This is a genomic window from Halorubrum rutilum, assembly GCF_024494565.1.
This window is the reverse complement of the sequence record NZ_JANHDN010000002.1, coordinates 467,741-492,960: the sequence shown is the minus strand read 5'-3', so window position 1 is coordinate 492,960 and position 25,220 is coordinate 467,741. Positions and strand designations below refer to the sequence as shown.

At 72.7% G+C, this 25,220-nt stretch carries 29 protein-coding genes and 2 tRNA genes; 16 read left to right on the top strand and 15 right to left on the bottom strand.

Annotation, left to right across the window (positions count from 1 at the left end; genetic code table 11):
• Window positions 1–17: 17 nt before the first annotated feature.
• The 3 genes from NO900_RS06050 to NO900_RS06040 all read right to left on the bottom strand — a co-directional run bounded on the left by NO900_RS06050 (window position 18) and on the right by NO900_RS06040 (window position 1,418).
• Window positions 18–91 (bottom strand) — tRNA-Thr (locus tag NO900_RS06050).
• A gap of 68 nt (window positions 92–159) precedes the next feature.
• The gene (locus NO900_RS06045) at window positions 160–687 is read right to left on the bottom strand and encodes a GNAT family N-acetyltransferase (RefSeq protein ID WP_256408311.1); all 528 of its coding nucleotides are present in this window, start codon (window positions 685–687) and stop codon (window positions 160–162) included.
• 101 nt (window positions 688–788) lie between these two features.
• The gene (locus tag NO900_RS06040) at window positions 789–1,418 is read right to left on the bottom strand and encodes a CBS domain-containing protein (RefSeq protein ID WP_256408310.1); all 630 of its coding nucleotides are present in this window, start codon (window positions 1,416–1,418) and stop codon (window positions 789–791) included.
• 210 nt (window positions 1,419–1,628) lie between these two features.
• On the opposite strand from NO900_RS06040, the gene udk reads away from it, so the two are divergent.
• Window positions 1,629–2,324, top strand: a complete 696-nt coding sequence (gene udk / locus NO900_RS06035) for a uridine kinase (protein WP_256408309.1) — start codon at window positions 1,629–1,631, stop codon at window positions 2,322–2,324.
• A 30-nt stretch (window positions 2,325–2,354) separates the two neighbouring features.
• Here udk and NO900_RS06030 read toward each other — a convergent pair whose 3' ends face one another.
• Window positions 2,355–2,564 carry a hypothetical protein gene (locus tag NO900_RS06030; RefSeq protein WP_256408308.1) on the bottom strand — a complete coding sequence of 70 codons (210 nt, stop codon included), beginning with the start codon at window positions 2,562–2,564 and terminating at the stop codon, window positions 2,355–2,357.
• Window positions 2,565–2,681: 117 nt separating this feature from the next.
• Entirely contained in the window at window positions 2,682–4,127 is a 1,446-nt protein-coding gene (locus NO900_RS06025) for a DEAD/DEAH box helicase family protein (protein ID WP_256408307.1), read from the bottom strand.
• Between the two features lie 49 nt (window positions 4,128–4,176).
• Between NO900_RS06025 and NO900_RS06020 the strand changes: the two genes are divergently transcribed.
• On the top strand, window positions 4,177–5,136 hold the full coding sequence (locus NO900_RS06020; RefSeq protein WP_256408306.1) for an alpha/beta hydrolase: 960 nt from the start codon (window positions 4,177–4,179) through the stop codon (window positions 5,134–5,136).
• A gap of 72 nt (window positions 5,137–5,208) precedes the next feature.
• Window positions 5,209–5,577, top strand: a complete 369-nt coding sequence (locus NO900_RS06015; RefSeq protein WP_256408305.1) for a hypothetical protein — start codon at window positions 5,209–5,211, stop codon at window positions 5,575–5,577.
• Window positions 5,578–6,208: 631 nt separating this feature from the next.
• On the opposite strand, the gene NO900_RS06010 is transcribed toward NO900_RS06015, so the two are convergent.
• Entirely contained in the window at window positions 6,209–6,580 is a 372-nt protein-coding gene (locus NO900_RS06010; RefSeq protein WP_256408304.1) for a DUF8153 family protein, read from the bottom strand.
• 178 nt (window positions 6,581–6,758) lie between these two features.
• On the bottom strand, window positions 6,759–7,208 hold the full coding sequence (locus NO900_RS06005; protein WP_256408303.1) for a universal stress protein: 450 nt from the start codon (window positions 7,206–7,208) through the stop codon (window positions 6,759–6,761).
• Between the two features lie 120 nt (window positions 7,209–7,328).
• Between NO900_RS06005 and NO900_RS06000 the strand changes: the two genes are divergently transcribed.
• Window positions 7,329–8,900 (top strand): amidohydrolase, encoded by a 1,572-nt coding sequence (locus NO900_RS06000; RefSeq protein ID WP_256408302.1) that lies wholly within the window; start codon window positions 7,329–7,331, stop codon window positions 8,898–8,900.
• Window positions 8,901–9,004: 104 nt separating this feature from the next.
• Complete coding sequence (locus NO900_RS05995; RefSeq protein WP_256408301.1) at window positions 9,005–9,256, top strand: SelT/SelW/SelH family protein; 252 nt, start codon at window positions 9,005–9,007, stop codon at window positions 9,254–9,256.
• Between the two features lie 43 nt (window positions 9,257–9,299).
• Here the strand turns inward: NO900_RS05995 and speB are convergent, their stop codons facing one another.
• The 4 genes from speB to NO900_RS05975 all read right to left on the bottom strand — a co-directional run bounded on the left by speB (window position 9,300) and on the right by NO900_RS05975 (window position 12,060).
• Complete coding sequence (speB, locus tag NO900_RS05990) at window positions 9,300–10,130, bottom strand: agmatinase (protein WP_256408300.1); 831 nt, start codon at window positions 10,128–10,130, stop codon at window positions 9,300–9,302.
• An 8-nt stretch (window positions 10,131–10,138) separates the two neighbouring features.
• Window positions 10,139–10,516 carry a translation initiation factor IF-5A gene (locus NO900_RS05985; RefSeq protein ID WP_256408299.1) on the bottom strand — a complete coding sequence of 126 codons (378 nt, stop codon included), beginning with the start codon at window positions 10,514–10,516 and terminating at the stop codon, window positions 10,139–10,141.
• A 106-nt stretch (window positions 10,517–10,622) separates the two neighbouring features.
• Window positions 10,623–10,907 (bottom strand): hypothetical protein, encoded by a 285-nt coding sequence (locus NO900_RS05980; protein WP_256408298.1) that lies wholly within the window; start codon window positions 10,905–10,907, stop codon window positions 10,623–10,625.
• A 1-nt stretch (window position 10,908) separates the two neighbouring features.
• Window positions 10,909–12,060: an aminotransferase class I/II-fold pyridoxal phosphate-dependent enzyme gene (locus NO900_RS05975; RefSeq protein WP_256408297.1), complete on the bottom strand. Its 1,152-nt coding sequence runs from the start codon at window positions 12,058–12,060 to the stop codon at window positions 10,909–10,911.
• Window positions 12,061–12,186: 126 nt separating this feature from the next.
• Here NO900_RS05975 and NO900_RS05970 point away from each other — a divergent pair, with 126 nt between their 5' ends.
• The 4 genes from NO900_RS05970 to pyrF all read left to right on the top strand — a co-directional run bounded on the left by NO900_RS05970 (window position 12,187) and on the right by pyrF (window position 16,369).
• Entirely contained in the window at window positions 12,187–13,821 is a 1,635-nt protein-coding gene (locus NO900_RS05970) for a succinic semialdehyde dehydrogenase (RefSeq protein WP_256408296.1), read from the top strand.
• A gap of 72 nt (window positions 13,822–13,893) precedes the next feature.
• Window positions 13,894–14,691, top strand: coding sequence for a hypothetical protein (locus NO900_RS05965; protein ID WP_256408295.1), 798 nt, complete (start codon window positions 13,894–13,896; stop codon window positions 14,689–14,691).
• Window positions 14,688–15,461 carry a class I SAM-dependent methyltransferase gene (locus NO900_RS05960; protein WP_256408294.1) on the top strand — a complete coding sequence of 258 codons (774 nt, stop codon included), beginning with the start codon at window positions 14,688–14,690 and terminating at the stop codon, window positions 15,459–15,461. The genes NO900_RS05965 and NO900_RS05960 overlap by 4 nt, the downstream gene beginning before the upstream one ends.
• Window positions 15,462–15,538: 77 nt before the next feature.
• Complete coding sequence (gene pyrF, locus NO900_RS05955; protein ID WP_256408293.1) at window positions 15,539–16,369, top strand: orotidine-5'-phosphate decarboxylase; 831 nt, start codon at window positions 15,539–15,541, stop codon at window positions 16,367–16,369.
• 31 nt (window positions 16,370–16,400) lie between these two features.
• Here the strand turns inward: pyrF and NO900_RS05950 are convergent, their stop codons facing one another.
• Window positions 16,401–16,544: a hypothetical protein gene (locus NO900_RS05950; protein ID WP_256408292.1), complete on the bottom strand. Its 144-nt coding sequence runs from the start codon at window positions 16,542–16,544 to the stop codon at window positions 16,401–16,403.
• 51 nt (window positions 16,545–16,595) lie between these two features.
• On the opposite strand from NO900_RS05950, the gene trmY reads away from it, so the two are divergent.
• The 4 genes from trmY (at window position 16,596) to NO900_RS05930 (ending at window position 18,974) form a co-directional block, all read left to right on the top strand.
• Window positions 16,596–17,228: a tRNA (pseudouridine(54)-N(1))-methyltransferase TrmY gene (gene trmY / locus NO900_RS05945; protein WP_256408291.1), complete on the top strand. Its 633-nt coding sequence runs from the start codon at window positions 16,596–16,598 to the stop codon at window positions 17,226–17,228.
• A complete protein-coding gene (locus NO900_RS05940) occupies window positions 17,209–17,673 on the top strand; it encodes a CHY zinc finger protein (protein ID WP_256408290.1) in 465 nt (154 codons plus the stop codon). Before trmY ends, NO900_RS05940 begins: the two co-directional genes overlap by 20 nt.
• A gap of 358 nt (window positions 17,674–18,031) precedes the next feature.
• Window positions 18,032–18,104: transfer RNA gene (locus NO900_RS05935), tRNA-Pro, on the top strand.
• Window positions 18,105–18,272: 168 nt separating this feature from the next.
• Entirely contained in the window at window positions 18,273–18,974 is a 702-nt protein-coding gene (locus NO900_RS05930) for a TVP38/TMEM64 family protein (RefSeq protein WP_256408289.1), read from the top strand.
• Between the two features lie 50 nt (window positions 18,975–19,024).
• Here NO900_RS05930 and NO900_RS05925 read toward each other — a convergent pair whose 3' ends face one another.
• Complete coding sequence (locus NO900_RS05925) at window positions 19,025–19,447, bottom strand: GtrA family protein (protein ID WP_256408288.1); 423 nt, start codon at window positions 19,445–19,447, stop codon at window positions 19,025–19,027.
• A complete protein-coding gene (locus NO900_RS05920) occupies window positions 19,447–20,949 on the bottom strand; it encodes a sulfatase (protein WP_256408287.1) in 1,503 nt (500 codons plus the stop codon). The genes NO900_RS05925 and NO900_RS05920 overlap by 1 nt, the downstream gene beginning before the upstream one ends.
• A 310-nt stretch (window positions 20,950–21,259) precedes the next feature.
• Here NO900_RS05920 and NO900_RS05915 point away from each other — a divergent pair, with 310 nt between their 5' ends.
• The 3 genes from NO900_RS05915 to NO900_RS05905 are packed head-to-tail and all read left to right on the top strand — an operon-like array spanning window position 21,260 to window position 22,996.
• Entirely contained in the window at window positions 21,260–22,216 is a 957-nt protein-coding gene (locus tag NO900_RS05915; protein ID WP_256408286.1) for an alpha/beta fold hydrolase, read from the top strand.
• A 43-nt stretch (window positions 22,217–22,259) separates the two neighbouring features.
• Window positions 22,260–22,586 (top strand): cupin domain-containing protein, encoded by a 327-nt coding sequence (locus NO900_RS05910; protein WP_256408285.1) that lies wholly within the window; start codon window positions 22,260–22,262, stop codon window positions 22,584–22,586.
• On the top strand, window positions 22,586–22,996 hold the full coding sequence (locus NO900_RS05905; RefSeq protein WP_256408284.1) for a rhodanese-like domain-containing protein: 411 nt from the start codon (window positions 22,586–22,588) through the stop codon (window positions 22,994–22,996). The genes NO900_RS05910 and NO900_RS05905 overlap by 1 nt, the downstream gene beginning before the upstream one ends.
• Here NO900_RS05905 and NO900_RS05900 read toward each other — a convergent pair whose 3' ends face one another.
• Window positions 22,997–25,207, bottom strand: a complete 2,211-nt coding sequence (locus NO900_RS05900; RefSeq protein ID WP_256408283.1) for a CARDB domain-containing protein — start codon at window positions 25,205–25,207, stop codon at window positions 22,997–22,999.
• Window positions 25,208–25,220 lie beyond the last annotated feature (13 nt).

The following is a 25,220-nucleotide window of genomic DNA, read 5'->3' as shown; positions in this document are numbered from 1 at the left end:
GACGGCTCGGTCGGTGAAGCCAGGGCAGGGATTTGAACCCCGGAAGTCTCGATTACAAGTCGAGTGCATGAACCGCCCATGCTCCCCTGGCGCAGGCTGGCGTACTCGGGCCTCGTATGAGTGCGTGTCGCTTTCGGCGAGGCTGGCGCCCGCTCCGGGTCACTCGGTTCCGGTCGCGGCGTCGCCGTCCGTCGGCTCGCCCGCCGCCGATCCCGACAGCGACTTCGTCAGTTCGACGCGGTGGAGGTCGTACCCCCGGTCGGCGTAGAACGCGCGGGCCCGGTCGTTGTCGGCGAGCGCCTCCAGCGCGACGGCCTCGGCCCCGGCCGCCGCGAGGGCGCGTTCGGCCGCATCGAGCAGGTCGGCGCCGATCCCCTCCCCCCGTCGCTCGGGGACGACGAACAGGTTGCTCACCGTTCCGCGGACGCGGTCGCGCTCGTACCCCTCCCGGTCGAGCGCGAAGCCGACGAACCCGATCGGGCCGTCGTCGCCGTCGCGGGCGACGAGCAGCTCTCCGGTGACGACGGAGCGCGCGACCCACTCGCGGACCGCGGTGCGGTTCGGCTCGGCGAGCAGCGTCGAGCCGTGGCGCCGCTGGCCCTCCGCCAGCGCGATCCACAGGTCGGTGACGTCGTCGACGTCGTCGACGGTCGCCGGCGCGACCGTCGGCCCCTCGGCGTCGGACATTCGGTTCCCGCTTCGGGGCGGCGCGGGATGAGGCTACCGGCGGACGGCGGGGGGAGCGAGGATTCGGACGGGAGTAGAGAGCGCTCCGGTCCCAACTCGGTTCACACCTCGCGACACTCCGGGCAGACGGCCTGCCCGTTGTCGGTCACCAGGTCGGGGACCAGGGCCCCGCAGCTCTCGCAGACCCCCTGCGTCGCCGGTTCGGAGACGTCCGCCGCGGCGGTCCCGCTCGCGGCGTCGACGCCGCCGTCGGCGCCGAGCGGCCCCTCGTCGCCGCGCCGCGTCCCGCGGAGCGACTCGTCGCCGGGGACCGTCTCGCGGGCGCCGTCGCCGGTCCGCGGCGCCCCCGCGGCCAGCGCGTCGCCGGCGGTGACGACGCCGACCGCCTCACCCTCCCCGACCGCCACGACCCGGTCGACGCCCTCGGCGACGAGCCGCTCCTCGACGGTCGCGAGCGAGTCGTCCGGCGCCACCGTCGGGAGGGGCGGTCCCATCACGGCGCCGACGGTGGGGCCGTCGGCGTCGCCGGGGCGCCAGCCGTCGGCGTCGAGCAGCGCGCCGAGCGCGCTCCGGCAGTCCAGCCGCCCGACGGGCTCCCCGCCCCGGACGACGACGAGGCAGTCGGTGTCCTCCTCCACCAGCAGGGCGGCCGCGTCGGCCAGCCGGTCGGACTCGCTCACGCCGAGGAACTCGCGGTGCATCACGTCGCGAACCGTGGTGTCTGTTCGCATAGGACGTGGATTCGCCGCGAGCGGCTAAAAGCTGCCCCCGGTATCGTTATACCGGTTCCGAACGTAGCCGCCCGATCGGTGCGGAAAACGACGGTTTCGGGGTGCTCGGACGGGCGGCGTCCGCCGACGTGCCCCGACGTCGACGCTCGGGGAGGGCCGTCGCGCGGCGCGAAGAGGAGGGTTCAAACCCTCCGGCGTTCGAGCGGGGACATGGCCATTCCCTCGTTCGTGATCGGGATCGCGGGGGGGACCGGCGCGGGTAAGACGACCGTCTCCCGGCTCGTCACCCGCGACCTCGGCGACAGCGTCACCCGGATCCCGCTCGACAACTACTACGAGGACCTCTCCCATCTGGACTTCGAGGAGCGGCAGTCCGTCAACTACGACCACCCCTCAGCGTTCGAGTGGGAGCTCCTCCGCGAGCACCTCGAAGCGCTGCTGGAGGGCCAGTCCGTCCGGATGCCGCAGTACGACTTCGAGATCCACAACCGGAAGGACGAGCGCGTCGCGGTCGAGCCGACCGACGTCATCGTGTTGGAGGGGATCCTGGCGCTGTACGACGAGGAGATAAACGACATGATGGACCTCCGGCTGTTCGTCGAGACAGACGCCGACGTGCGTATTCTGCGGCGCATTCGTCGGGACGTGATCGAGCGCGGCCGCGACCTGGAGGGCGTCATCGACCAGTACCTCTCGACGGTGAAGCCGATGCACGAGCAGTTCATCGAGCCCTCGAAGAAGCACGCCGACGTGATCATTCCGGAGGGCGCCAACAGCGTCGCCGTGAACCTCTTAGAGGAGAAGCTTCGGGCGGAAGTCGAGGGCGACGCCGTCAGGAGCTGGGAGCGCGGGAGCTTGGAGGAGGAACTCGGCGAGAAGCGCTCGCTCGACGTCGACGACGACTGAACGGACCGAGTTCGCGGTAGGCGGACCCGCCTAACGGCGACGGTCGAGGAGCTCGCCGGACGGGTCGTCGTCGATCGCCACGATGTTCGGAGAGACGAGTTCGGCGTTTCCCTCGGCGAGGAACCGTTCGAGGCAGTCGTCACAGAGTTTCAGATCCATCCGCTGAGCGTCCCGGCCCTCCGGAGAGAAGCGGAGGACGTAGCTGTCGGGGTCCGCCGCGCCGCAGTGAGTACACGTCATTTCGGACTGTTCGGCGCCGGAACGTATAGCTGTGTCTACATCTTCTCACGTCGTGAGAGACGGGGCGTCCGCGGCCGTACGGACGACGGACGGCCTCGTCGGGTCCGGCGGGGGCCGTCACCGTCGCCGACTCGCCACCCGCTCCTCGGCGGTCTCCGCGCTGACGACCTCGTAGAGGATCGCCCGCCCGCCGTCCTCCTTGGGGCGGAGCACCCGCCCGAGCCGCTGGGTGAACTCGCGCTCGCTGCCCGACCCGGAGAGCACGACGGCGACGTTGGCGTCGGGCACGTCGACGCCCTCGTCGAGGACGTTCGCGGCGACCACCCGGCCGTAGGTGCCGTCGCGGAAGCGCTCCAGGATCTCGCGGCGCTCCTTCGCGCCCGTCTCGGCGGTGATCGCGGGGAGCAGGAACCGCTCGGAGAGCCGGTAGACGAGGTCGGTGTGCGCGGTGAAGACGATCACGCGGTCGTCGCGGTGGCGGTCGAGGATCGACTCCAGCCGCTCGACCTTCCGGTCCGCGTTCATCATGACCTCGCGGGCCTCCTGTTTCGCCAGGAGCGCCTCGCGGGCCGCCGGATCGTTGCCGGAGCGCTTGACCAGTTCCTGATAGTCGCTCCCGCTCGAAAACGTGATCCCCGCGTCGCGGACGTACTCGACGAACGTCCCCTGTTTCTCCTCGTAGCGCTCGCGCTCCGCGTCGGTGAGCTCCACCTCGATCCGGCGGATGTCGTACGGGGCGAGGTGGTCGCCCGCGAGGTCGTCGACGTCGAGCGCGTGGACGCGCTCGCCGATCAGTTCCGCGACCGCCTCGTGGGCCCCGTCGGGGCGCTCGAACGTCGCGGTGAGGCCGAGCCGCGCGGGCGCCGCGAGCAGCCGCGCGACGTCGCGGTACCCCTCGCCGCCGAGGTGGTGGACCTCGTCGAAGACGACGAGCTCGAAGGCGTCGCCGACGTCCTCGGCCTTCAGGTACGCCGAGTCGTACGTCGACACCGTGATCGCCTCGCGGCGCTGTTCCCCGCCGCCGAACCGCCCGATCGGAACGTCGAACTCCGTCTCCAGCTCCCGACCCCACTGGTCGAGGAGGTCGACCGTGGGGACGACGACGAGCGTCGGAACCCCGAGCTCGACCATCGCGCGGATCGCGATCACGGTCTTGCCGGCCCCGGTTGGGAGTTCGAGCACGCCGCGGTCGCCCGCCTCGCGCCACGCGTCGAGCGCCTCGCGCTGGTACTCGCGCAGGTCGTAGTCCGTCGCGAGCGCGTCCGGGAGCCCGGCCTCGCGCGCGGCCCGGTCGCTCGCGTCCAGCACGCGGTCGTCGACGCTCGCGCCGGCCACCTCCAGCGCCCGTCGGATCGCGGCGTAGCGGTAGGCCGGTGCCCGACCGGTCCCCGAGCGCGGATCGGTCTCGACGCCCGGAAGTGGCGGGAGCGGTTGGAGGGGGTCGGCGTCGGTCGACCGGTCGCCGGTCGCCTCGCCGTCGGCCGACCTCCCCGCGTCGCCGTCGGCGGGGCCGCCGGCGTCGACCCGGATCGTCCCGTCCTCGTAGGTCAGCCGGACGTTCATCGCCGGACGTTGCCGACCGACTTACAAAGGGGCACCGCCTCCTCCCGGCATGCGCGCGGACGAACTCGACCCCGAACTGGCGGCCGTCGTCGACGAGATCGAGGCGCTCGGGCTCCCCGAGTGGCACGCGCTCTCCGTCGACGCCGCGAGGCGCGTCGAGGACGAGGTGTTCTCCGGTGACCCGGAGCCCGCGGTCGCCGACGTGCGCGACCTCGCGTTCGCCGGACCGCACGGCGAGGTGCCGGTGCGGGTGTACCGGCCGGACGCGGCGGTCGAATCGACCGGAGCCGACGGGGGTCCCGCTCGCGCCCTCGTCCACTTCCACGGCGGGGGCTGGACGCTCGGCACCCTCGACTCCGTCGACGGGATCTGCCGCGAGCTCGCGGTCCGCGCCGACGCGGTCGTCGTCTCGGTCGACTACCGGCTCGCGCCCGAGCACCCGTTCCCGGTCGCCGTCGACGAGGCGGCCGCGGCCGTCGAGTGGGTCGCGGACGACGCGGTCGCGTTCGGCGGCGACCCCGACCGGCTCGGCGTCTCCGGCACCAGCGCGGGCGGCGCGCTCGCGGTCGCGGCGTCGCTCCGCGCTCGCGAGCTCGGTGACCCGCCCGCCCCCGCCGGCCAGTTCCTGCTGTATCCGATCGCGGGGCACGACTTCGAGACGAACTCGTACCGCGAGAACGCGGCGGGGCCCCTGCTGACCCGCGCCGACATGCGGTGGTTCTACGAGCGGTACCTCCGCAGTCCGGTCGACGCCGCGAACCCCTACGCGGTGCCGCTTCGGGCGACCGATCTGGGCGACCTGCCGCCCGCGACGGTCGTCACCGCCGGGTTCGACCCCCTCCGCGACGACGGGGTCGCGCTCGCGGAGCGGTTCGAGCGCGAGGGGACCCCGGTGGAACACCGTCATTACCCAGCGATGGCGCACGGGTTCTGTAGCCTCACCGACCGGGTCGAGACCGCGGGCGACGCGCTCGACGCGGTCGCCGCCGACGCGCGCGAGAGGCTGTAGGCGCGGACCGAACTCCGGACGGGGCGAGCCGCCGTCGACGGCCCCAAGTGTCCGGCCGCGAAACGGAGTTGCATGAGTCTCATCGGATCGGCCGTCACCTTCGCCGTCAGCCTGCTCGTCGGCGGGCTGGCCATCTTCATCGCCGCCGCGGTCGTCACCGACACGCGCGACTACGGCCACGCCGTGTTCACGGCGCTCGTCGGCGCGATCGTCTGGGGGCTCGCCGCCTTCTTCCTCTCGTGGGTCCCGCTGATCGGCGACTTCATCCCGCTTCTCGCGTGGGTCTGGGTCATCCGGGCGCGCTACGGGTCCTCGTGGGTCCACGCGGGGGTCATCGGGTTCGTCGCGTGGGCGTCGGCGGTGTTGGTGCTCTCGGTGCTGCCGTTCGCGGGCGTCGACGCCGTCGGCGTGCCCTTCGTTCGGTCGCTGAGCGCGATCTGATCGGGCGCGTGCGGAACGGGTCGGAAGGATCCGTTGACCCCGACCTTTCAGAGACGGACTGAGCTGAAGCGGCAGTCGTTAAATCCTGATAGCCGGAGTGGGTATTGCAGATCGGTGGTGGCAGGAGCGTATTTAAATGATGATGAGCGACTGCGACAGTCGCTAATAACTGAATACGGTGCGGTGGCGCGCCTGCGAGCGGCCGCCACCGGCGGCCGCGAGCCAGCCCGCGAGGGACGCGGTGAGCGCTCGGAGAGCGCGAACCGCGAGGCTGGGGAGGCGTGAGGTGCGGTTGCGGTGCTGTACGGGTGGGACTCAAAGGGGCAGTCGCTGCGGACGGCGCAGGCGATGTAAGCACCGCAGCGAGCGACGCGAGCGAGGAGCGCAACGAGCGTGCGCCGTCCGCAGCGACTGGGGCTTTGGAGGTCTTCACCGCGGAGTCATCGATCACTCGTAAACGGCCGACACCGACGCCGTTCGATCAGTTGTAAACAACCGACCAACCGAACTGATACACGTACTCCCGCTATCGATCGTCGCGGAGTCTGCATTGACCGGTCATCCCTCCCCAGAGTGCATCTCCTACCGAGGATGGCGACAGCGTCCCGGAGTCCGTATCTGGTACCGCGTGTTACGGCTCGGTCTCGTTCGACGCCGCGGAGCGATACCCGCCCGTCCGGCCGCCGATCTCCGCGGTGACGAGCGCCATCCCGAGGACGAACAGGCCGTAGCCCGCGACTCCCGCCGCGAACGACTGCTGGAAAAGACCGGTCAGGCTTCCCGCGCCGATACCCCCGCCGACCGTCCCGACCGTCCGCGACGACCCCTCGCCGTACACGGTTCGGATCAGCGCCACGTTGTCGAGCGCGAACGCCGTCGTCGTCCCGTATATGAGCGGAATCATCGCCACGAGACCGACGGTTCCGTCGTCGACGACGACCGTCAGCGCCATCGCTCCGAGACCGACGACCGCCGAGAGGGCGTACCGGATGGACCGTCGCATACCGGCGCGTCGTCTACGCTCCAGTTGAATGATCGGAGTCGTCTCTCGTCGGGAACGTCCGCTAATTTCGAGGCGTTCAACGAGACCGAAGGAGAGCGATTCCGCGAAGCGGGCGTGGCCCGCACCGACGCCCACAGACCGAGAGGCGTCGACCGACGCCGGGGTCACCGAACCCGCCTCACTCCGCGACGGTCGTCTTCACGATGCTGACCGGCGCGGTCGACCGGCGCGAGACGCGCTCGGTGACGGAGCCGAGCATCCGCCGGTAGTCGCCGGAGCGCGTCTTCGACCCCATCACCGTCAGGTCGATGTCCGCCTCGTCGACGTAGCCGAGTATCTCCTCGTGAGGGACGCCGAACACCAGGTCGGTGACGACGTCGACGCCGGCGTCGCGGGCGTGGGCCGCCACCGCGTCGAGCGCCTCGCGGCCGCGCTCCTCTAACGTCTCCTCGGCGCCCTCCGCGCCGTCGACGAACTCGTCGCCGGAGTAGGCGTTGATGACGTCAGTGTCGACGACGTACAACACGTGGAGGGTCGCGTCGTAGCGCTCGGCGGCGTCGACGGCGTGGTCGATCGCGCGGTCGACGCCCTCGCTGCCGTCCGTGGGGAGCAGGATCCGGTCGTACATGCGCGGTAGTTCGCGCGGTCGCCGAATAAATCGGTCGGCGGTCCCCGCGACGCCGGTCCCCGGCCGTCCGCGGTCGCCGTTTCCCGAACGGTTAACACGCTGGTACTCCCGGGTTCGGCCATGACAGCGGCCGCGGACAGACTGTTCGTGAACGGGGAGGTCCACACGCTCGCCGCGCCCGACGAGACCCGCGAGGCGGTCGCGGTCCGGGACGGCGCGATCGTCCGGGTCGGGCGCACCCGGGAAATCGAGTTCCTCGAAGGGGTCGATACCGACGTCGTCGACCTCGGCGGGCGCGTCCTCCTCCCCGGCTTCGTCGACGCGCACACCCACCTGACGACGGTCGGGCGCTACCTCGTCCACGCCGACCTCTCGGCCGCCGACTCGCCGGGGGAGGCGGTCGACCTCCTGACGGAGCGGGCGGCGGCGGTCGCCGAGGGAGACGGGACCGGCGACGAGTGGGTCCTCGGCTACGGCTACGACGAGTCGACGTGGAACGAGGCGCGCTACCTGACGCGCGACGACCTCGACCGCGTCTCGACGGAGCGGCCCGTCGCCGCCTTCCGCGAGGACATGCACGTCGCCGCGGTCAACGGGGTCGCCCTCGACCGGTTCGCCGACGCGCTCGCCGCGGCCCCCGACGAGACGGTGCCGACCGACGCCGACGGCGAGGCGACCGGCGTCCTCCTAGAGAGCGCGATCGACCCGGTCTACGAGGCGGTCGAGCCCGGCCCGACCGAGACGCGCGAGGTCGTCGAGGCCGCGCTCGCCGACTGCGCCGCGAAGGGGATCACGGGGTTCCACGACATGGTGCGCGACTCCCACGCGCCGCGGGTCTACCGCGACCTCGACGCGGCCGGCGATCTGACCGCTCGCGTGCGGATCAACTACTGGAGCGACCACCTCGACGCGCTCCGCGAGGTCGGTCTCCGGACGAACGACGGGAGCGGAATGGTCGAGACCGGCGCGATCAAGTCGTACACGGACGGGAGCTTCGGCGGCCGGACGGCGCGGCTCTCCGAGCCGTACGCGGACGCCCCCGACGAGACCGGCCAGTGGGTCGTCGACCCCGACGAGCTGGGAGAGGCGGTCGCCGAGGCGACGGCGGCCGGCTACCAGTTCACGGCGCACGCCATCGGCGACGAGGCGGTCGACGCGGTCCTCGACGCGTACGAGGAGGCCTCTCGGACCGATCCGGGCGAGGCGCGCCACCAGATCGAGCACGTCGAGCTCGCCGACGACGCGGCCATCGAGCGGCTCGCCGACGCCGGCGTCGTCGCCAGCGTCCAGCCGAACTTCCTCAAGTGGGCCGGCGAGGGCGGGCTGTACGAGGCCCGACTCGGCCCCGAGCGAACCGCCGCGACGAACCGCTACCGCGACATGCTCGACGCGGGCGTGAACCTCGCGTTCGGCTCCGACGGGATGCCGATGGACCCCCTGCTCGGCGTCCACCACGCGGTCAACGCGCCGGCGGAGTCACAGCGGCTGACGGTGACCGAGGCGCTGCGCGCGTACACCCGCGGCGCGGCGTACGCGGGCTTCGACGAGGACCGGCTCGGCGCGGTCGCGGTCGGCAAGCGCGCCGACCTCGTGGCGCTCGACGCGTCCCCGTGGGCGGAGCCGGAGTCGATCCGCGACGTCGGCGTCGCGCTGACGGTCGTCGACGGCGAGATCGTGTACGACGGCCGCTGAGTCGGTCGCGTCGCCGACCGGGGTGGCGGCGATACCGGTCCGCGAACGCCGCAATCCCTGCCAGAAAACAGTGGTTATTAATCATGTAGTTCTTAGCGATCGGTATGGCAGAGATAGCTATCGAGTACGCCGCCGGCAGCCGCCTCCGGCCGGAGGCGGAGACCGCCCGACGCCTGATCGACTCGTACCTCGGCGACCGGCCCGACGTCGACGGGGTGACCCTCTCGCCCTCGACCGACTCCGTGTTCTGCGTCAGCGTCGAGGGCGACCGCATCTGGTGTACGGACCCGCGCGAGTGGATCGACGCGATGGAGGCCGTCACCGCGGCCCGGGGTCGGCTCACGGAGCTGTCGTAGGTAGTCGGCCCCGAAGCCGTCGTGAGCGGCCGACGGCGGGGTATCAGCCGCCCTCGGCCGTCGCGCGGGCCCGCACGAACTCCCGGAGGAGCTTTCCGGCCAGCGCCGCGGCCTGGCCGTCGTCGCGGTCGTTCACCTCGACGACGTCGACGCCGTCGGCGCGCGGCGCGACGGCGCGCACGAGGTCGCGGACCTCGCGCGGGGCGAGCCCGAACGGCTCCATGGTCCCCGTCCCCGGCGCGAAGCCGGGGTCGAGCCCGTCGATGTCGACCGAGCAGTAGACGGACTCGTCTCCGAACGTGTCCGCGTCGACGCCGTCGATCCAGTCGCGCGCCTCTTCGGGCGACACGACTTCGACATCGGCCTCCGCGGCGCGGTCCCACTCCGCCTCGGAACCGGTGCGCGCGCCGACGATCACGGCGCGGTCGACGCCGAGGTCGTCGAGACATCGACGCGTCGCGCAGGCGTGGCTCCACGGGGTGCCGTCGTACGCGTCCCGGAGGTCGAGATGGGCGTCGCAGACGACCAGGACGTCGGGGTCGACCGCGTCGACGCCGGCGTAGGTGACGGTGTGCTCGCCGCCGACGAGGAGCGGGACGGCGCCGTCGAGGGCGACGCTCCGGAGCTCGGCGGCGAGGTGGTCGAGGTACGCTTCGACGTCGTCCCACGGTCGCACGTCGCCGGCGTCGTGGACGCCGAGCGCGGAGAAGTCGCTGTCCGTCCTGCGGTCGTAATCGTCGTAGGTCTCGGCGAATCGCCGGACCCGGTCCGGTCCGAACCGGGTGCCCGGCTGAAAGGTGGTCGTGGCGTCGAGGGGAGCGCCGACGACCACGTACGAAGCAGCTTCGCGGTCCGTCGTCGCTCCCGGAAACATGGCCCGAGCTACCCGACGACCTTGCGCTGGCCCTCGTACTCGAGGTACTCGATGTTGTCGTCAGACGAGAAGTCCTCGCCCTCGGGGATGCGCATCGTGAACGTCTCGTAGGTGTCGAGGTCCATGACCTGCGCGTCGTTCCCCGAGACGGAGACGACCTGTCCCTGCTTCCGCTGGATGATCGGGACCCAGACCTTCGCGTCGACCGGCTGGGAGAGCGAGCGCTTCTTGTCGTCGAAGACGCCCTTGCCCTCGACGCGCGCCTTGGCGCTGCCGTGTTTCCCGGGTTTCGCTGTGCTGTAGTGGTTGATCTTGCAGGGCGAACTGTCCATCATCACGTAGCTGCCCTCCTGGAGTTCGCGAACCTGCTTCTGCTCTCGCGGCATGCCCGCTACTTTCTCCGGCGCGTGTATAAACGGTTTGGAACGGCGTTGTGCGGGGCGGACCGGGACCGTTTCGACCGGGGTCGAGACCGTCCCGACCGGGGGCCGGCTACGGGTCCATCTCGTCGACGTACTCCTCCGGCTCGTCCTCGTCGTCCGCGTTCCCGTCGGGCGGGACGAACCGCCCGGTGAGGAGGTAGCTCGCGACGAACAGCCCGATGAAACCGACCCCGACCGCCGCCGTCGTCCGGACGACGAACGGGAAGTCGATCCACCAGAGCGCGCGGTCGGCGATCGCCATGACGACGACGGCGACGAACAGGGCCTTCTGCTCGTCGGTCGGGTCGCGGACGAAGCCGACGACGTCCTCCTTGAGGTCCTCGAAGAACCCCATCTCAGGCACCCCCGTCGGCGCCGGCGTCGCCCGCGCCCGCGGCGGCGCGCTCGCCGCCCTCGATCACGCGGCTCACCCGTCGGAGGCCCTCCTCCAGCTCCTCGGTCGGGAGCCCGAACCCGATCCGGAACCGGTCCGGGAACCCGAACAGGCCGCCGGGCGCGAGCACGACGCTCTCCGTCTCGACGACGGTCCGGCAGAACGCCTCGGCGTCGTCGAAGCCGTCGGGGACCGTCACGAACCCGTTGACGCCGACGGGGTCGTGCCAGTCGAGGCCGCGGTCGTCGAGCCAGTCGGCGACGATCGCGCGGTTCGTCGCGGCCAGCTCGCGGTTCTCCTCTAAGATCCGGGACTCGCGTCGACCGAGCGCCTGCTTCGCGACGTGCTGGCCGAACAGGCTCGGCGAGATGGTGGTGTAATCCTTCCACCGCCAGGCGCGCTCGACGACCGCCTCGGGGCCGGCGACCCAGCCGAACCGGAGGCCGGCGAGCCCGTACGCCTTCGTGAGGCTCGTCGTCGAGATGCCGTGAGACCCGAGGCTCGCGACCGGCGGCCGCGGGTCGTCGGCGAGCAGGCGGTACACCTCGTCGCAGAGGAGGTAGGCGTCGTGATCGACCGCGGCGTCGTAGACCGCCCGCACCGCCGCCTCGTCGTGGTACCGGCCGGTGGGGTTGTTCGGATTGTTGACGACGATCACGGCGGTGTCGTCGCGGGCCGCGTCCGCGACCGCGTCGGGGTCGAGCTCCCACTCCGGCGGCTCCAGCTCGACCCGGGTCACCTCGCCGAACGCGTCCGGGACGGCGTGCAGCGCCTGGTAGGTCGGGGTGACGACGACCGCGTGGGTGCCGGAGCCGACGGGCGAGTCGGCGTCGGGGCCCTCGGCGTCACCGAGCAGCGAGAGGAACGTCAGGAAGTTCGCCTCCTGGGTCCCGCAGGTGAACAGCACCTCGTCGGCGCTCCGGCCGTACCGGTCGCCGACCGCCGCGCGGAACTCGGGGTCCCCGTTCGTCGGGATCACGTAGTCGAGCGTCCCGGGGTCGAGGTCGAACCGGCTCGCGTCCAGCGACCGGATCCCGCTCTCGGCCAGCATGATGTCGGCCTCGTGCTCGTACTCCGCGAACCAGCGTTCGAGGCCGAACGGGTCGATGCGCATACGGGACGTGGGAGTGGCGCGAGGTTAGGTGCTACGGTTGCTCGCGCTCTCGACCCGATCGGCGAGCGCGTCGGGCCCGTCCACCGGCACCGCTTTCCGGCCCCCGGCCCTCCCACGAAGCGTCCAATGCCCCCGACAGATCCGCCCACCGCGCTCGCCGACGCGCCGCACCTCTCGACCCGACGGCTCGACGACCTCGCCGAGCGCGTGCGCCGCGCGGCGCCCGGCGAGAGCGACCCGTTAGACGCCGCCGTCGACGTGTTCGCGCCGGCGACGACCGAGCGGATCGGTTCGGTCCCGGACTGCGACGGCGACGACGTCGCCGCCGCGGTCGAGCGCGCCCGGGCGGCGCAGGCCGAGTGGGCCGAGACCCCCCCGACCGAGCGCGCGGCCGTGATCGACCGGTTCGGCGACCTCGTGCTCGACCGCCGCGAGGAGCTCCTCGACCTCCTCCAGCTGGAGACCGGGAAGTCGCGCCGGACGGCGGTCGAGGAGCTGTTCGACGTGCCGGCCGGCTGCGCGTACCTCGCGGACGAGGCGCCCGGCGCGCTCGCCGACGAGCGCCGGCGCGGGGCCGTTCCGGGGCTCTCGACCGCGACGGTCACGTACGACCCGGTCGGCGTCGTCGGCGTGATCTCGCCGTGGAACTACCCGCTGACGCTGTCGATGGCGGACGCGCTCCCGGCGCTCGCCGCGGGCGACCCGGTCGTCTGCAAGCCCGACGAGAAGACGCCGTACGGGGCGCTCGCGCTCTCGGAGCTGCTGGAGATCGCCGGGCTCCCCGACGACCTCTTCCAGGTCGTCACGGGCGAGGGGGCGACGGTCGGGCCCGCCCTGATCGACGCGGTCGACTACGTCGCGTTCACCGGGAGCACGGAGACCGGTCGGACCGTCGCCGAGCGCGCGGGGCGGAACCTGATCGGCTGCTCGCTGGAGCTCGGCGGCAACAACCCCCTCGTCGTGCTCGGCGACGCCGACGTCGACGAGGCGGCCCGCGGCGCGGTCGACGCCTGCTTCTCGAACGCCGGCCAGCTCTGCCTCTCGGCCGAGCGGATCTACGTCGAGGAGCCCGCCTACGAGCCGTTCCTCGACGCCTTCGTCCGGGAGACGGAGGCGATCGCGCTCGGCACCGGCTACGACTACGACGCCGACCTCGGCTCGCTGATCGACGCCGACCAGCTCGACCGCGTCCGGGGCCACGTGGCGTCGGCCCGGGAGGCGGGCGCGACCGTCAAGACCGGGGGGCGTCACCGCCCGGACGTGGCGCCGTACTGCTACGAGCCGACGGTCCTGACGGGCGTCGAGCCGGACGCGACGGTCGCCTGCGAGGAGACGTTCGGCCCGGTGGTCGTCGTGACGCCGGTCCCGGACGAGGCCGCGGCGGTCGCCGCCGCCAACGACTCGCCGTACGGGCTCAACGCGAGCGTGTGGACCGCCGACCGCGAGCGGGGCGCCCGGGTCGCCCGCGAGGTCGACTGCGGCACCGTCAACGTCAACGACGGCTTCCTCGCGACGTGGGGGGCTGTCGACGCGCCGATGGGCGGGGTCGGCGACTCGGGGCTCGGCCGCCGCCACGGCCCCGAGGGGATCCGGCGGTACGCGGAGTCGCGGACGGTGGGGGTATCGCGCGTCGGCCCGCTCGGCTTCCCCGACCGGATCCCCACCGACTGGTTCGTCCGCGGCGCGTTCGCGGCGACCGCGCTCGGGCGGCGGGCGAGCCGGGGGGTGCGGCGGCTGAAAGAGCGGGTCGGCCTGCGGTAGCTCGGGCGGCGGCGGGGACGGAGCTGGCCCGGCGACCTCCGGATTCAAGTCCGTCGCCCGCCACGTGACACCATGGCAGGACCGGACCCGGCCGAACTGCGGCGGGTCGTCGAATCGTTCCCCGCGGCGGCAGAGGGCGACGGGGCGAACCGCTCGGGCGCCGACGGCGACCCCCTCGACCGCGTCGACGACCTCCTCGACGGGACGTACGGCAGGCTGACGCGCGAGTGGTACCCGGAGCTCGGGGCGCTGACCGAGCGGTACGCCGACGGCGAGATCCTCCGCGAAGACGTGCTCGAACACGTCGAGGCGGTGCCGTCGTTCCGGCTCTCCGACGGCGCCGCGCCGCTCCCGGCGAAGCGCCGGGCGCTCGCGGCGGCCGACGAGGCGGCCGACGAGGTGGCGGCGATCGCGGGCTGGTACGCGACGGTGCGGTCGGCCCTCGACGACGACCCGGACGACCTGACGCGGTTCGAGCGGCTGCTTCACGACTTCGGCTACGTACTCGCGCACGGGCTCTTCCTCGGCGCGTCGTCGCCGAAGCGGGTCGTTCGGCGGCTCCGGCTGGCGTACCGGTCGGTGGGCGTCGACATCGACGAGACCGGGAGCGAGGCCGGTGCCGAGCGGACGGAGTTCACCTGTCCGTACCGCGGGGTGGGGGCCCGGATCTACGGCGAGAAGTGGGTGTGTCACGAGAAGCTTGACCGCGTCGACGACGGCTACGTGACGTACCTCGCGGAGCGGGGGATCGACTACCAGCGGCCGCGGGACTGCGACGGGAGCGAGCGGTGTTACTCCACCGTCGCGCGCGACGGCCCGGAGCTGTGGTGGCCGAAGACGCCCCCCGCCGCGGTCCGCGCCCGGTCGTGACCCGGGACCGTCGGCGCCCGCGGTCGCGGTCGGCGGCGTCGAGGTCGGCCGCGGGGACGGGCGAGGCGCGCCCGGGCGGCGATCCTCCCGCGGCGGCCGACGACGAGCGCGTCGCACGCCGGATCCAGCGCGGCTACGGCGCGTGGGCGCGGGTCTACGACTGGTTCGCGCGGGCGACCGCCTCGGTCGGGGGCGTGCGGGCGGGCTGCGTCCGCGCGCTCGACCTCGACCCGGGCGACACGGTCGTCGAGTTCGGCTGCGGGCCCGGCGTCAACGCCCCCGCCCTTCGAGAGGCCGTGGGCCCGACCGGGCGCGTCGTCGGCGTCGACATCACCGGCGCGATGCTCGACCGGGCGCGGGGGCTGGCGGAGCGTCGCGGGTGGGAGAACGTCGCGTTCGTGCGGGGCGACGCGACCGACCCGCCGGTCCGGTCGGCCGACGCGGTGCTCGCGACGTTCGTCACGTCGCTGTTCCCGGACCCGTACGCGGTCGTGAGCGACTGGTGCGACCTGGCCGACGGCGTCGTCGTCGCGGCGTTCGCGCCCCGAGGGAGCCGCCCCGCGAACGCCGCCCTCGCCGCGTTCGCCCGACTGAACGGGCGGCTGTTCGACCTGGACTCGGACGACCCGCTCGAACGGTTGGACGCGCGGACGGCGGCGGCGGGGCGGGCGCTCGCGGACCGGACGGGGACCGTGAGCGAGGAGCGGTACCTGTTCGGGACGATCACGGTGCGCGCCGGGCACGGGAGTTCGGGCGACCGCCGCGAGTGACTGAGCGCCGCCGACCGGGGCGGACGAGACGCGGGCGGAACGCAACGTTTAGCGCGCCCCCGAACGCAGTGGGCGGCATGCGCTTCTTCGAGACCCTCGCGGCCCGGATCGAGTCGACGGACAGCGTCGTCTCGGTCGGGCTCGACCCGGACCCGAGCCGGCTTCCCGAGTTCGTCGCCGACGCGGACCTGCCGCGCTGGGCGTTCAACCGCCGAATCATTGACGCGACCCACGAGCACGCGGCCTGCTACAAGCCGAACGCCGCCTTCTACGAGGACGCCGACGGCTGGCGCGCGCTCCGAGAGACGATCGCCTACGCCCACGGCAAGGACGTCCCGGTCCTCCTCGACGCGAAGCGCGCCGACATCGGCAACACGACGCGGCGCTACGCCGCGGCGCTCGACGACGCCGACGCGATCACCGTGAACCCCTACCTCGGCCGCGACTCCCTCCAGCCGTTCCTCGACCGCGCGGAGAAGGGCGTCTTCGTCCTCTGTCGCACCTCGAACCCGGGCGGCAGCGACCTCCAGGACCTCGAGCTCGCCTCCGGCGAACCCCTCTACGAGCGCGTCGCGGCGCTCGCGGACGTGTGGAACGGGAACGACAACGTCGGGCTCGTGGTCGGCGCGACCGCGCCCGAGGAGCTGGCCGAGGTCCGCGAGGTCGTCCCCGAAATTCCCTTCCTCGTCCCCGGCGTCGGCGCGCAGGGCGGCGACTCGGAGGCCGCGGTCGAGCACGGGCTCGCCGACCGCCCGGACGCCGCCGTCGACGTGGGGCTCGTCAACTCCTCGCGCGGGATCATCTTCGCCGGCGAGGAGTCGAGCCGCCCGGGCGACGAGGCGACCTACTTCGGCGCCGCCGGCGACGCGGCGAAGCGGCTCAAGAAGCGACTGAACCGGCACCGGTAGGGGCCCGCGGCGGTCGCGTCGGTCCCGGCGCTCACTGCTGCCGCCCCCGCGTACACGCCGCGCAGGCGCTCACGGTCCCGTTCCAGTGGTCGTCGCAGACGCCGCGCCCGCACCGCGGGCAGGCGTGGCGGGCCTGCGCCGCCTCGCACACCTGACAGAGTCCGGCGACGCTCATGAGTCGATCTCCGGTCGCGTGCCTTATGAGGGTCCGGGTCGACCCGACCGTATGCGCCAGTTCGTCGTCGTCGGCCACGAGGCGCCGACCGACCCGGACGCGATCTCGCTGTCGGACCTGCCGGGCGCGGGCCGGCTCGACCTGCTCTGTCGGTGCGTCGCGACCGGCGTCTTCCTCTCGCACGGGATCCGCGAGGCGGTGCGGGTCCACCTCGTCGTCGGCGACGCGCTCACGGTCACCTTCGACGCGGACAGCCTCCGGCACCTCCACCCGGACGAGCGCAACGTCGCCGCCCGGATCCGCGACGCGCTCGCCGCGAAGCCCGACGCGATCGGGCACATGCCCGCCGACGTCTCGCCCGGCGTCGAGCTCCGCCGGATGGGGCTGACGGCGACCCTCGACCGACTGCTCGACGCGGGCGGCACCGCCGGCACCGGCGGTGCGTCGACCGACCCGACGCTCGTCCAGCTCCACGAGGACGGCGACCCCCTCGTCGACGCCGCGCCGCCCGAGGACCCCGTGTTCGTCCTCTCGGACCACCGCGATTTCACCGACCGAGAGGAGACCGCGCTCGCCGAGCGCGCGGAGCGCCGGGTGCGCGTCGGGCCCAAACTGCTCCACGCCGACCACGCCGTTTCGGTCGTCCACAACTGGCTCGACACCGATGGGTACGAGTCCTACTGACCGGCGGACCACGACCGCGCCCGCGACCGACGACCGGTTCGCGGTCCCCCTGCGCGGGGTCGCCGTCGACCCCGAGACGCGCTGCGCTCACTGGGACGACCCCGTCGACGTGATCGCGCTCCGGTTCGGCTGCTGTGAGGCGTACTACCCCTGCGACGCCTGCCACGACGCGGCCGCCAACCACGAGGCCGAGCCGTGGCCCCGCGACCGCTTCGACGAGCCCGCCGTGCTCTGCGGGGTCTGCGGCGCGACACTCACCGTCCGCGAGTACCTCGACGGCGACGAAGAGGGGCAACGCGCCCCTGACAGCGAGAGGGGCGGTCCCTCGGGCGACGACGCCTGTCCGCGCTGTGACGCCGCGTTCAACCCCGGCTGCCGGAGGCACCGCGACCGGTACTTCGAGACGTCGACATCCGGCGGTGAAAGCGAGAACGACAGCTTATAAATGACAACGTAGCGCGGCGGCGCGTGCCGGTGAGCGCCCGGAGGGCGCGAACCGCACGCGCGAGGGACGCGGCGACCGGAGCGAAGCGGAGGGAGCCGCGAGGCTGGGGAGGCGTGAGGCTGCGGTGCCGTCGAGGGTGGGAGGACTCAAAAGGGCAGCCTCCCGGCTGGGGCTTTGGGGTAGTGGTAGTTCGCCGTCGGTCCGCGATCAGACGATTATGAGCGAGCGACTGGGACCTCAAGAGCCCGCAATGCCTACGAATTCACGGACGATCTGACCGACTGCCGCGCGGCCGAGTCCCCTCGGTCGTCCCCCGTTTCGGAAAGGTTAAAAGAGCGAACGGCCTTCTATCAAGTGCGGGCCGGTGGGGTAGCTTGGTATCCTTCGGCCTTCGGGTGGCCGTAACCACGATTCAAATTCGTGCCGGCCCACTTCTCCCGCATCCGTTTTTAAGACCGCACAGAGACATCCGACCGCATACCTGCGTGTCGCCCCCGATCGCTCTCTGTATCGATACGTATGAGACGGGTCCGCACGCCCCCGGATCCCATCCCTCCTTTAACAAGCTTCAAGTCCGCCGCTGGCCGGGTGTAACACGAATGAAGCTCTTCGCCTCTGCGTCGGACAGACGGCGGGGGATCCTCGCCGCCGTCGCCGTCGCGGTCGGCTTCGTCGCCCTCTACCTCTTCGTCCGCGAGTACGCCGCGTTCCTGATGGACGCCGAGGCGCTCCGCCTCTGGCTCCGGCAGTTCGGCGTGCTCGCCCCGCTCGTGTTCGTCGCCATCCAGGCGATCCAGGTGATCGTCGCGCCGGTCCCGGGACAGGTCGTCGCCCTCGTCGCGGGGTACCTCTTCGGGCCGCTCGCCGGCACCGTCTACAGCGTCACCGGGGTGCTCATCGGGAGCGCGATCGCGTTCTCGCTGTCGAAGCGCTACGGCCGGTCGTTCGTCGAGGACGTGCTCCACGAGGACGTCGTCGAGCGCTTCGACGGCTTCGTCGAGACGGTCGGGCTCCCGGGCCTGTTCGCGTTCGTGATCATCCCCGGGCTCCCGGACGACGCGATCTGCTTCCTGAGCGGCCTCACGAAGTGGCGGCTCCCCGCGTTCATGGGCGTCATCGCCGTCGGCCGGCTCCCCGCGTACGTGCTCACGGTGTACGCCGGCGGCGAGCTCGCGAGCGGGCGCTTCCTCTCCGGGATCGCGCTCATCCTCGTCGTCGTGCTCGCGTCGGTGATCGGCTACTACAAGCAGGAGGCGATCCGCGACGTCATCGCCCGGGTCGAGCCGCGGCTCCCGTTCTGACCGGGGGCTTGGCGTGCCCGTACCACCACCGTACCACCACCGTACCGCGGTCACCCCCACGTCCACTGCGAGTCGAGCGCGAAGCGGTAGAGCCCGCTGACGAAGATGGCCATCACGTTGGCGACGAGGTACATGATCCCGCCCCACTCCACGAGCCCGTAGAGGATCCCGAGCTGGATCGGGATCGCGGTCCCGCGCACGAGGTTCGTCTTGAGCATGCCGCGGAGGTACTGGCCGACGCCCGTGTGCTGGGTCGCCTCGAACGTCCATGCGTTGTTGAACACGTACGACAGGAGGATCGTGATCTCGATGGCGATCGTCGCGCCGATCAGGTAGTTGAGCCCGGCGGCGTCGACGAACGCCCACAGCAGGCCCTGCTGTATCCCGGCGGTGAACGCGCCCACAATGACGAACCGGCGCATCTGGACGGCGATCGGGCCGCTGCGGAGGTTGCGGAGGAACGCCCGGACCATCACCGGTAGCCGAGCGCCTCGAGCCGGGCTTCGAGGTCCTCGTCGACCTCGTCGTCCCCGGCGGCGTCGGCCTCCCGGTCGCGGAGCTCGGCGACGTGGTCGGCGGCGATTGGCGCGAACCGCTCGACGACGGCCAGCTCCTCGTCGGTCGGGTCCGCGGAGCGATCCATCTGCTGGGTCGGGTCGGAGGGGCAGTGGTACAGCTCCGTCTCGCCCGTGTCCGCGTTCTCGATGTAGGTCCACTCCGCGTCCCGGACGCTCACGAGGAGGTCGCCGTCGGCCATCGACCGCGGGATCGGCTGCTCGGTCACCTCCTCGCCGCGGACGGTGACGGAGACGACGGGGTCCTGGTCGGGCTCGGCGTCGCCACGGACCGCGGGCGCGACCGACTCCCCGCGCCACTCCGGCGGCGACTCGACGCCGAAGAGGTCGGCCACGGTCGGCGGGACCGCGTCGAGCCCGACGTGTTCTGACACGCGCCCGCCGTCCTCGCCGGGGACGTTCACGACGAGCGGGACGCGGACCAGCTCGTCGTACAGCTTCGGGTAGTGCGCGAGGTGGCCGTGCTCCTGGAACTCCTCGCCGTGGTCGCCAGCGACCACGATCGCCGTCTCGTCGGCGACGCCGGCCGCCTCCAGCGCGTCGAGCACGCGCCCAACGCTGTCGTCGACCTGCTTGACGGTCGCCTGATACAGCGTCCGGAGCTCGCGGAGGGTCCGCTCGCCGACCTCCAGCCCGAGGCTCGTCCGGGTGTGCGCGTGGAGCATCCGGTGGGTCCCGACGAGCCCGTCCGACACCTCGCGGATGTACCGCGGCGCCGGGACGTACGGCGTGTGGGTGTCCATGTAGTGGGTCCACAGGAAGAACGGGCCGTCCGTCTCGTCGATGAACTCGGTGGCGGCGTCCTCGACGTCGAACATCCGCGAGGCGTCGAGGAAGGGGCGCTCGTCGCTCTCCCCGCGGAGCTTGGAGCCGAGCCGGCGGAACGGCGAGGCGAACAGCTGGATCCACGCCTCGACCGTCGGGTGCGCGGCGAGGTACCGGCTGTACCGGCTCGACCCGACGCTGGTGACGAACGGCTCGAACTCGTCGAACCCCTCGGGATACCCCCAGTGAGACGTGAGGAAGCCGTTGGCGGCGTTGAACCCCCCGGTCGCGATACCCGCCTCGGAGAGCACGGAGGCGAGGGTCCGCGCGCCTTTCACGCCGATGTCGCCGTTCCGGGCGAACACCGGCTCCGACGCGAGGATGGAGGGAAACGAGAAGGGGGTCCAGTTCCCGGTCGCGAACGCTCGGTCGAAGACGGTCCCGTCGTCGGCGAGGTCGGCGAGCACCGGCGAGATCCGGTCCGCGTCGTACGGCGCGATCGCGTCGGCCCGCAGCGAGTCGATCGTGACGAGGACGACGTTCGAGACCGCTCGCTCCGCGTCGGCCGGGGGCGATCGGTTCGGGCCGGACGAGTCCGAAACGGTCTCGTCCGAGGGTGACGTGTCCGGTGCCATGGTATGCGACGGGTGTCCCCGGCGTCGCGGCGCCGCGGGACGGTCCGACCGGTCGCGCCGCGAGCACCCGGCGGTCCGATCGGGGCGGGGGTCGACATCGGGGCGCGAGCCGGCGGCCGGCCCGCGCCTCGTCGACCGCGCGTCGGCGACGCGAGTATATCCCAGAGAGCGCCTGCCAGCGGCTTGAGGATTTCGATCTCGGAGACGGCGGGAGCGTACCGGAGGCGGAGTGACCGTCCCGGAGACGACGGGGGCGTACCGGAGGCGGCGGGAGCGTAGCTATTTGCCGCGGGCGCGCGAAGCGGAACGCATGAGCGACGCGACGACCGAGGCGGTCCGCGGGGTCGACGCCCTCGACGCCGACGTCCCGGACGACGAGGTCCCCGAGTCGGTGCCGGGCGAGTCGCGGGCGGTCGAGACGAACGGCGTCCGGCTCCACGTCGTCGAGGCGGGCCCCGAGGACGGGAAGCTGCTCGTCCTGCTCCACGGGTTCCCCGAGTTCTGGTACGGCTGGCACGAGGCGATCGCGGCGCTCGCCGACGCGGGCTACCGCGTCGTGGTCCCCGACCAGCGCGGGTACAACTGCTCCGAGAGGCCGCCGCGCGTGAGCGACTACCGGATCGGCGAGCTCGCCCGCGATGTCGTCGGCGTGATCGACGCGTACGGCCGCGACATCGCCGCCGTCGCCGGTCACGACTGGGGCGCGGCGGTCGGGTGGTGGCTCGCGCTCCATCACGCCGACCGGATCTCCGAGTTCGTCGCGGTCAACGTCCCGCATCCGACCGTCTTCAGGGAGACGCTGCGGACCTCGTGGGACCAGCGGCTCAAGAGCTGGTATATGCTCGCGTTCCAGCTCCCGAAGCTCCCCGAGGCCGTCGCCGGCGCGGGGAACTGGCGGCTGGCCGTCCGCGGACTCCGCGACTCCAGCAATCCGGGGACGTTCAGCGACGAGGACATTCGACGCTACCGCCGCGCGTGGAACCGCGAAGGCGCCTTCGAGGCGATGGTGAACTGGTACCGAGCGATCGTCCGGGACCGCCCCGAGCCCGAACGCACCCGCGTCGAGGTCCCGACGCTGGTGATCTGGGGCGCGAAGGATCGGTTCCTCACCAAGCGGATGGCCGGCCGGAGCGTGGAGCGCTGCGCCGAGGGCCGACTGCTGACCCTCGACGCCGCGACGCACTGGGTCGTCCACGAGGAGCCGCACCGGGTCGCGGAGGCGATCGCCGACCACGCCGACCCCCTCCCGCCCGGCGCTCGCGAGTAGCGCCCGCCACGACGCTTTTGTATCGACGGGACCACGGTCGGCCATGACGCTCGACAGATACGCCGACGCCGTCGACGACCTCGACCCCGCGCCGGGCGAGGTGGAGACCGCCGAGCTCGTCGTCACCGACGACGTGCTCGTCAAGGCGTTCGCGCTCGGCCCGGACGCCGCCGTCGACCCGCACGAGCACGCCGACGCGACCAACGTCTTCCACGTGATCGAGGGGGAGCCGACCGTCGTCAGGGAGGGGACCGAGGCGGCGCTCGCGGCGCCCGCGGTGGTCCCGAACGAGCGCGGCGCGGTCCACGGCGCACGCAACGACACGGACGAGCGGGCCGTGCTCACGGCGAGCCTCTGTCCGCTCTCCTGATGGACGGCGAGATCGACCCCGAGGAGCTGGCGGCGCTCCTCGACGGCGAGGGCGAAGATCCCCCGGCCGACCTCCGGATCGTCGACATCCGCGACCGGCGGGCGTTCGATCGCGGCCACCTCCCCGGAAGTGAGCCCGTCCCGTTCCCGGAGCTGACGACCCGGATCGAGGAGCTGGCGGGCGCCTCCCGGATCGTGACCGTCTGCCCGCACGGAGTCGCCAGCCGACAGGCGGCCCAGCTGATCGGGAGCTACGCCGGCGTCGAGGACGCGCGCGTCGAGAGCCTCCGGGACGGGATCGAGGGGTGGGAGCGCGCCGGGGAGGAGCTGATCGCGACGCCGGACGGGGAATCCGATCGGGGAGGCGACGCCGACGATCCGACCGACGAGGGGCCCGAGGCGCCGTTCTGATCAGGGGTCGCGTCGGCCGAGCAGCCCGGCGGCGGCGACCACCGCGACGGCTGCGACGACAATGCCGAATCCGGGCGCGCCGTCGTCGGTCGCGCCGCCGCCGAGGCCCTCGCGCTCGACCGTGACGGTCGTCGACGCCTCGTCCTCGGGGCCGGCGACGCTCACGGTCACCTCGCGGTCGCCGCCGTCGGTTCCACCGGTTTCCCCCGGCTCTCCGAGCGTGACGTTCCGGGCGATCGTCGTCTCGTCGTTCGAATCGAGTCGTACGGGGACCGCGGCGACCGTCTCGCCGTCGACGCGGAACTCGACGTCGCCGCCGGCGGGGAGCCCCGCGTCGTTGGCGACGGTCGCGGTCACGCGAACCGAGTCGCCGGCGCTCGCGCGGTCCGGGTCGGCCGAGACGTCGCGGACCGACGGCGGCGCGGGCTCGGAGACGACGACGGACAGCCGCTCGCCGGCGATCCGGACGGCGTACTCGCCGGGCTCCGGGAAGGCGTGCTCGAAGCGCTCGGTCGTCTCCGCGCCGGCGTCGACCGAGCCCGTCCGGGTCGCGACCGCGTCGCCGTCGACCGTCAGCGCGAGGTCGTACTCGCCCGCGGCCCCGCCCGTGTTGGCGACGTCGACGTCGACCGCGAGCGCCTCTCCCGCGACGAGCTCGACCGGGTCGCGGACCACGGGCCGGTCGCGGTACTCGCCGGTCGCGCGGACGCCGTCGGCGGCGACCGCGTAGCCGACGCGCGCCGGCGTCTCGCCGAACGCCTCGGCGTGGGCCGCGCGGTCCCACGTCTCGGGGGCCTCCCGCGCGGTCGTCAGGCGCTCGGCCTCCGCGCGGACCGCGGCGGCGGTCTCGGCGTCGGCGCCGTCGGCCGCGGCCGCCTCGATCGCGTCAAGGACGTCGCCGTTGCCGACCGGCTCCCCCGCGGCGTTCAGCTCGCGGACGACCGTCGCGAGCGAGGCGCTCCCGTCTGTCGCGACGCGGAGCCGGCGGTCGATCTCGCCGACGACGAGCGCGCCCTTGGTGTAGTCCGGGTTCCGCTCCCACGTCCCGGGGTCGGCGAGCACCGCCGAGGCGTCGGGGTCGCGCTCGCCGCGGGCCAGGGTCGCCTCGAACTCGTCGAAGTCGGCGGCGCCGCGCTCCAAGGCGAACAGCGCGGCGTAGTACGTCGCGCTCGCCTCGGTGATCCAGCGGCCGCTCGCCTCGGTCCGGAACGCCTGCCGCGTGTGGACGTACTCGTGGGTCCAGACGTCGTCGGCCGTGCCCGCCGGCTCCGCGTCGCGGACCCACAGGTCGGCGTCGCCGAGCTGGAGCCCGCGGACGCCCCACGAGACGCCGTCCGTGGGGGCGGCGACCGCGAACACCGTCTCGTCCCTCGCGCCGACCTGCAGCGCGGTCGACGCCGACTCGAAGGCGTCGAAGACCTCGTCGGGGGTCGCCTCGGCGTCGGCCGCGGCGGGGACGATCAGCCGGTAGCGCTGTCCCCCGGCCTCGCGGACGCGCTCCTCGTGGGGGCCGAGGAACGCCATCGCCCCCGAGGCGGCCCCCTCGCCGTCGACGACGTTCTCGCGCGTCAGCCGGACCTGGCCCTCGTACCGTCCGGTGTACGACCAGACCGAGCTCGTCCGCGGCGTCCTGACCAGCGCCCACTCCCCGGTGTCGACGAATCGATAGGTGCCGCGGGCGCCGAGCGGTCCCGTCTCCTCGACGGTGTCGTTGGCGTCGATCGCGTAGCTGAGCGACGGGGTCGCCGTCTCGCCGTCCCACTCCCAGACGGACTCGCCGGGGGCGACGTCGCCGGCCCGCTCGAACCCGTCCGGCTCGACCGCGGCGCCGTTCGCGCTGAGCAGGGTCACCCGGAACTCCGTCACTCGGTCGGGGAGCGCCGCCCGCGTCGTCACCCCGATCGTCCCGGGCTCGGCGGTCAGGGACAGCTCGTTCCGCAGGCGGATCGCGTCGGCGTCGGCGACCTGACTCGCGGCGGCGTCGGCGACCCGCGTCGCGTCTTCGTCCCGGTCCCCGGCCGCGACCGAGACGCTCGTCTCCCCGTCGAGCGACTGGGGGCCGACCGACCCGTGAAAGGTGCGCTCCCCCGCGGCCTCCGCGCCCCCGACCGCGACGCCCCCGGTGAGGGGGAGCGCCGCGACGAGCAGGACGGCGGCGAGCGAGGCGACGACGACCGACCGAACCGCGGGGTCCGAACCCGACCGTGTCATGAATTCACTACCG

Coding starts and splice junctions, on each gene's coding strand:
- NO900_RS06045 (WP_256408311.1), bottom strand. CDS start 687: ATGTCCGACGCCGAGGGGCCGACGGTCGCGCCGGCGACCGTCGACGAC.
- NO900_RS06040 (WP_256408310.1), bottom strand. CDS start 1,418: ATGCGAACAGACACCACGGTTCGCGACGTGATGCACCGCGAGTTCCTC.
- udk (WP_256408309.1), top strand. CDS start 1,629: ATGGCCATTCCCTCGTTCGTGATCGGGATCGCGGGGGGGACCGGCGCG.
- NO900_RS06030 (WP_256408308.1), bottom strand. CDS start 2,564: ATGACGTGTACTCACTGCGGCGCGGCGGACCCCGACAGCTACGTCCTC.
- NO900_RS06025 (WP_256408307.1), bottom strand. CDS start 4,127: ATGAACGTCCGGCTGACCTACGAGGACGGGACGATCCGGGTCGACGCC.
- NO900_RS06020 (WP_256408306.1), top strand. CDS start 4,177: ATGCGCGCGGACGAACTCGACCCCGAACTGGCGGCCGTCGTCGACGAG.
- NO900_RS06015 (WP_256408305.1), top strand. CDS start 5,209: ATGAGTCTCATCGGATCGGCCGTCACCTTCGCCGTCAGCCTGCTCGTC.
- NO900_RS06010 (WP_256408304.1), bottom strand. CDS start 6,580: ATGCGACGGTCCATCCGGTACGCCCTCTCGGCGGTCGTCGGTCTCGGA.
- NO900_RS06005 (WP_256408303.1), bottom strand. CDS start 7,208: ATGTACGACCGGATCCTGCTCCCCACGGACGGCAGCGAGGGCGTCGAC.
- NO900_RS06000 (WP_256408302.1), top strand. CDS start 7,329: ATGACAGCGGCCGCGGACAGACTGTTCGTGAACGGGGAGGTCCACACG.
- NO900_RS05995 (WP_256408301.1), top strand. CDS start 9,005: ATGGCAGAGATAGCTATCGAGTACGCCGCCGGCAGCCGCCTCCGGCCG.
- speB (WP_256408300.1), bottom strand. CDS start 10,130: ATGTTTCCGGGAGCGACGACGGACCGCGAAGCTGCTTCGTACGTGGTC.
- NO900_RS05985 (WP_256408299.1), bottom strand. CDS start 10,516: ATGCCGCGAGAGCAGAAGCAGGTTCGCGAACTCCAGGAGGGCAGCTAC.
- NO900_RS05980 (WP_256408298.1), bottom strand. CDS start 10,907: ATGGGGTTCTTCGAGGACCTCAAGGAGGACGTCGTCGGCTTCGTCCGC.
- NO900_RS05975 (WP_256408297.1), bottom strand. CDS start 12,060: ATGCGCATCGACCCGTTCGGCCTCGAACGCTGGTTCGCGGAGTACGAG.
- NO900_RS05970 (WP_256408296.1), top strand. CDS start 12,187: ATGCCCCCGACAGATCCGCCCACCGCGCTCGCCGACGCGCCGCACCTC.
- NO900_RS05965 (WP_256408295.1), top strand. CDS start 13,894: ATGGCAGGACCGGACCCGGCCGAACTGCGGCGGGTCGTCGAATCGTTC.
- pyrF (WP_256408293.1), top strand. CDS start 15,539: ATGCGCTTCTTCGAGACCCTCGCGGCCCGGATCGAGTCGACGGACAGC.
- NO900_RS05950 (WP_256408292.1), bottom strand. CDS start 16,544: ATGAGCGTCGCCGGACTCTGTCAGGTGTGCGAGGCGGCGCAGGCCCGC.
- trmY (WP_256408291.1), top strand. CDS start 16,596: ATGCGCCAGTTCGTCGTCGTCGGCCACGAGGCGCCGACCGACCCGGAC.
- NO900_RS05940 (WP_256408290.1), top strand. CDS start 17,209: ATGGGTACGAGTCCTACTGACCGGCGGACCACGACCGCGCCCGCGACC.
- NO900_RS05930 (WP_256408289.1), top strand. CDS start 18,273: ATGAAGCTCTTCGCCTCTGCGTCGGACAGACGGCGGGGGATCCTCGCC.
- NO900_RS05925 (WP_256408288.1), bottom strand. CDS start 19,447: ATGGTCCGGGCGTTCCTCCGCAACCTCCGCAGCGGCCCGATCGCCGTC.
- NO900_RS05920 (WP_256408287.1), bottom strand. CDS start 20,949: ATGGCACCGGACACGTCACCCTCGGACGAGACCGTTTCGGACTCGTCC.
- NO900_RS05915 (WP_256408286.1), top strand. CDS start 21,260: ATGAGCGACGCGACGACCGAGGCGGTCCGCGGGGTCGACGCCCTCGAC.
- NO900_RS05910 (WP_256408285.1), top strand. CDS start 22,260: ATGACGCTCGACAGATACGCCGACGCCGTCGACGACCTCGACCCCGCG.
- NO900_RS05905 (WP_256408284.1), top strand. CDS start 22,586: ATGGACGGCGAGATCGACCCCGAGGAGCTGGCGGCGCTCCTCGACGGC.
- NO900_RS05900 (WP_256408283.1), bottom strand. CDS start 25,207: ATGACACGGTCGGGTTCGGACCCCGCGGTTCGGTCGGTCGTCGTCGCC.